The sequence below is a fragment of the Dietzia sp. HMSC21D01 genome (assembly GCF_001815995.1).
In the GTDB taxonomy this organism is placed as follows: Bacteria; Actinomycetota; Actinomycetes; order Mycobacteriales; family Mycobacteriaceae; genus Dietzia; species Dietzia cinnamea.
Window position 1 is genome coordinate 1 of record NZ_KV824130.1, and the last position, 3,784, is coordinate 3,784.

At 70.7% G+C, this 3,784-nt stretch carries 4 protein-coding genes; 3 read left to right on the top strand and 1 reads right to left on the bottom strand.

The genetic code is table 11. The features are described from left to right. The coding region (locus HMPREF3086_RS16385; protein WP_141764136.1) for a GTP-binding protein at window positions 1–538 on the top strand (538 nt) is incomplete at its 5' end. Window positions 539–743: 205 nt separating this feature from the next. Beyond that, window positions 744–1,628, top strand: a complete 885-nt coding sequence (locus HMPREF3086_RS16390) for a LuxR C-terminal-related transcriptional regulator (RefSeq protein ID WP_061228985.1) — start codon at window positions 744–746, stop codon at window positions 1,626–1,628. A gap of 31 nt (window positions 1,629–1,659) precedes the next feature. Here HMPREF3086_RS16390 and HMPREF3086_RS16395 read toward each other — a convergent pair whose 3' ends face one another. Then, window positions 1,660–2,232 (bottom strand): cob(I)yrinic acid a,c-diamide adenosyltransferase, encoded by a 573-nt coding sequence (locus HMPREF3086_RS16395; RefSeq protein ID WP_070722972.1) that lies wholly within the window; start codon window positions 2,230–2,232, stop codon window positions 1,660–1,662. Between the two features lie 71 nt (window positions 2,233–2,303). Between HMPREF3086_RS16395 and murA the strand changes: the two genes are divergently transcribed. Next, window positions 2,304–3,587: a UDP-N-acetylglucosamine 1-carboxyvinyltransferase gene (murA, locus tag HMPREF3086_RS16400; RefSeq protein WP_007627009.1), complete on the top strand. Its 1,284-nt coding sequence runs from the start codon at window positions 2,304–2,306 to the stop codon at window positions 3,585–3,587. The last annotated feature ends 197 nt before the right edge of the window (window positions 3,588–3,784 follow it).

Genomic DNA, 3,784 nt, shown 5'->3' on the forward strand with positions numbered 1-3,784 from the left:
GCCCCGCACCGCGTCGACCGCCGCGCCGGACGGGGGACACGCGCCGGGCGGCGACGCGCACAACAACTCCCACCTCCACGACGGCTACACGGCCGTCACCGTCGCGCCCGCCGGCCACCTCCACCCGCGCCGGTTCCTCGCCGCGGTCTCCGCGCCGCCGACCGGCGCCTACCGAGCCAAGGGCACGCTGACCCTGGCGGACGCGGACGGCCCGCGACGCTACGAGGTGGCCCTGGTGGGCCGCCGGTTGGAGCTGCGCGCCGGGGGATCCGGACCCGACGGCCTGGTGGTGATCGGCGTGGGGATGGACGACGACGAGGTGACGCGCTTCCTCGATGAGGCCGTTCTGACGCCCGGTGAGCACGTCGACCCCGCCGCCGGCCTGGGCCTGCACCCGTACCTGATCGGTGACCCGGACTCCAGTGACGTGGAGGAGTGGATCTACGACGAACAGCGCGCGGCACCCCTCACCGGGACCGCGGCGATGCTCGCCGATCCCGAGGATCCCGAGGCATTCGATCCAGCCTTCACTCCCTGAGTGTCTTCCGCGTGGGAACGCCCGGCGCACTACCCCCGTCGACCTGACGGTCGTCTCATGTTCCTGTTCGGCATCACCCCGTCCACGTGCGTATAGTGGCGCTGACGACGGCGAAGTGTCGCACCGACAGGGGCCCCACCGACCGCGGTGGGGGTGCTGCACCGACCGCGGTGGGGGTGCTGCACCGAACGAGGGAGGAGACCTCGTGGACGAGGAGAATGCGGGCCGCGGCCCGAGCGCAGCGGGCGATGCCCAGCGGCGCAAGCGTGACCTCGCCTCGGTGCGCAGCGCTATCGCGGCCCTGCGTGAGGCGACCGGGATCCCCGTGACGATCGGGGGAGTGGTCGGCGAGGGACACACGCTCGTGCTGTCCGAATCGCTCGGGATGCGCACCTCGGCGATGAAGGACCTCAAGGTCCACTACGGCGCCGGTGTGGGCGGGAAGGTCATGGCCACCGGCAAGCCGGTCGGCGTGGCCGACTACCCGCGCGCGGGCGTCATCACCCACGAGTACGACCTCCCGGTGCTCTCCGAGGGCCTGCGGTCCATGGCCGCGATCCCGGTGGTGGTGGGCAAGGACGTGCGCGCCGTCATCTACGCCGGCGTGCACTCGTCGGTGCGGTTCGGCGAGAAGGTCCTCAACCAGATGGCCGCCACCGCGCGCGCCCTCGAGCAGGAGATCGCCGTGAACGACGCGCTGGCGGCGCGCGGTTCGGCCCCGGTCGGTCCCGGCTCCGGTGAGGGCCGCTGGGACGACGTGCTGTCCAACGAGCGGATGCGCGAGACCCACGCCCGCCTGCGGATGCTCGCCTCACGCACCGAGGACCCCGACGTCCGCGCGGAGCTCGAACGGATCTGCGCGGAGATGGTCTCACCGCCGCCCGAGATGCCCACCGCGCGCCTCTCCCGCCGCGAGCTCGACGTGCTGGCGTGTGTCGCCCAGGGCAAGACGAACATCGAGACCGCCGCCGACATGGGCATCGGTGCCGAGACCGTCAAGAGCTACCTGCGATCGGTGATGCGCAAGCTCGACGCGCACACCCGCTTCGAGGCGGTCAACGCCGCGCGGCGCATGGGCGCGCTGCCCTGAGCCGCGCGGCGTAGAGCGGGCGCGGGACGCGTCAGCGCTCGCCGCCCGGCACCCACAGCACGTCGCCCTCGGGATTCGCGACGCGGCCCAGCACGAACAGCAGGTCCGAGAGCCGGTTGAGGTACTTGGCCGGCAGGACCGAGGTGGTCTCGGGGAACGCCTCGACGGCAGCCCACGCCGCCCGCTCCGCACGGCGGGCGACGGTGCGCGCGACGTGGAGGTACGCGCCCCCGGGGGTCCCGCCGGGGAGGATGAACGACGTGAGGTCCGGCAGATCCGCGTTGAACTCGTCGATCCAGCCCTCGAGCCGGTCGATGTAGGACTGCTCGATCCGCAGCGGCGGGTATTTGGGGTTCTCCACCATGGGGGTCGACAGGTCCGCGCCCGCGTCGAAGAGATCGTTCTGCACCGTCCTGAGCACGGTGGCGACGCGCTCGTCGAGTCCGCCGACGGTCAGGGCCACGCCGATCGCGGCGTTGGCCTCATCGCAGTCCGCGTACGCCACGAGCCGCGGGTCGTTCTTGCTCACTCGGGAGAAGTCGGACAGTCCGGTCGATCCGTCGTCGCCGGTGCGGGTATATATCTTCGTCAGATGAACAGCCATGGCAGTCAACCTACGTGGCCGCGGGCCCCGCGGTCGGCGGACGAATCGGCGGTCTCGCCTAGGGTGGACCCGTGAGCGGTAATCCCACGTCCCGCGAGGAGAGTTTCCTCGTCAGAGGCGGCACCCGACTGTCCGGAGAGATCTCCGTCGCGGGGGCCAAAAACAGTGTCCTCAAGTTGATGGCGGTCGCCCTGATGGCCGAGGGCCGGACGACGCTGACCAACTGTCCCTCGATCTCCGATGTGCCGGCGATGGCCGATGTGCTGAGGCACCTCGGGTGCACCGTCGAGATCTCCGGCGACACCGTGGTGATCGACACGCCCGCCGAACCGGGGCACATCGCGGACGACAAGGCAGCCCAGCGACTCCGAGCCTCGGTGTGCATCCTGGGCCCCCTCGTCGGCCGCCACCACCGGGCCGTGATCGCGATGCCGGGCGGAGACGCGATCGGGAGCCGCCCCCTCAACTGGCACCAGAACGGGCTCAATCGTCTCGGCGCCCGCACCAGGATGGACCACGGTCGCCTGGTCGCCGAGGCCACCGAGCTCCGGGGCGCGAGCTACGAACTGAGCTTCCCCTCCGTCGGCGCGACCGAGACCTTCGTGACCGCGGCGGTGTTGGCGAAGGGCACCTCCGTGCTGAAGAACGCCGCCCGCGAGCCCGAGATCGTGGACATCTGCGACCTGCTCAACGAGATGGGCGCACAGATCAGCGGCGCGGGGACGAGCACCATCACCATCCGCGGCGTCGACGAGCTCACTCCCGTCAGTCACCGGGTGATCGGCGACCGGATCGTCGCCGCCACCTGGGCGATGGGCGCGGTCATGACCCGGGGGGACGTCACCGTCACCGGGATCGACCCGATGTTCATCCACGTGGTGCTGGAGAACCTCCGCGCCGTGGGTGCCGACGTCGAGACGGGACCCGACCACATCCGCGTCCGTCAGGAGGGCAGACCCCGGGCGCGGGACATCCGGACCCTGCCGTTCCCCGGGTTCCCGACCGACCTCCAGCCGATGGCGATCGCCCTCGCCTCGGTCTCCGAGGGGGTCTCGGTGGTCACCGAGAACCTCTTCGAAGCCCGATTCCGCTTTGTCGAGGAGATGGTGCGGATGGGTGTCGACGCCGAGACCGACGGTCACCACGCGAAGATCGTCGGTCGCGAGCGCCTGGACTCGGCGACGGTCTGGGCGAGCGATATCCGCGCCGGCGCCGGGCTCGTGCTCGCGGGGATGTGCGCGGATGACGTGACCGAGGTCTGCGAGGTGTTCCACATCGACCGCGGGTATTCCGACTTCGTGGGCAACGTCCGCTCGCTCGGCGGCGACATCGAACGGGTTCCCACCCATCGGTGACGGTGGTCGCGGGCCATGGGGCTGCTGGCTCGGGGTTTCGGCCCTGGGGCGGGCCGGTTCTGGGTGTGGACGATTGGAAAGGCGTCTTGACCAGGCGATTAGTACTTTCGTTGCGGCCCGTGTAACTTTATCGGGGCTGCCAGGGAGCGGGGCCGGGAACGAAAAGAACCGGCTCGGCGAGTTGGGGGCGGGCCAGA

Coding starts and splice junctions, on each gene's coding strand:
- HMPREF3086_RS16395 (WP_070722972.1), bottom strand. CDS start 2,232: ATGGCTGTTCATCTGACGAAGATATATACCCGCACCGGCGACGACGGA.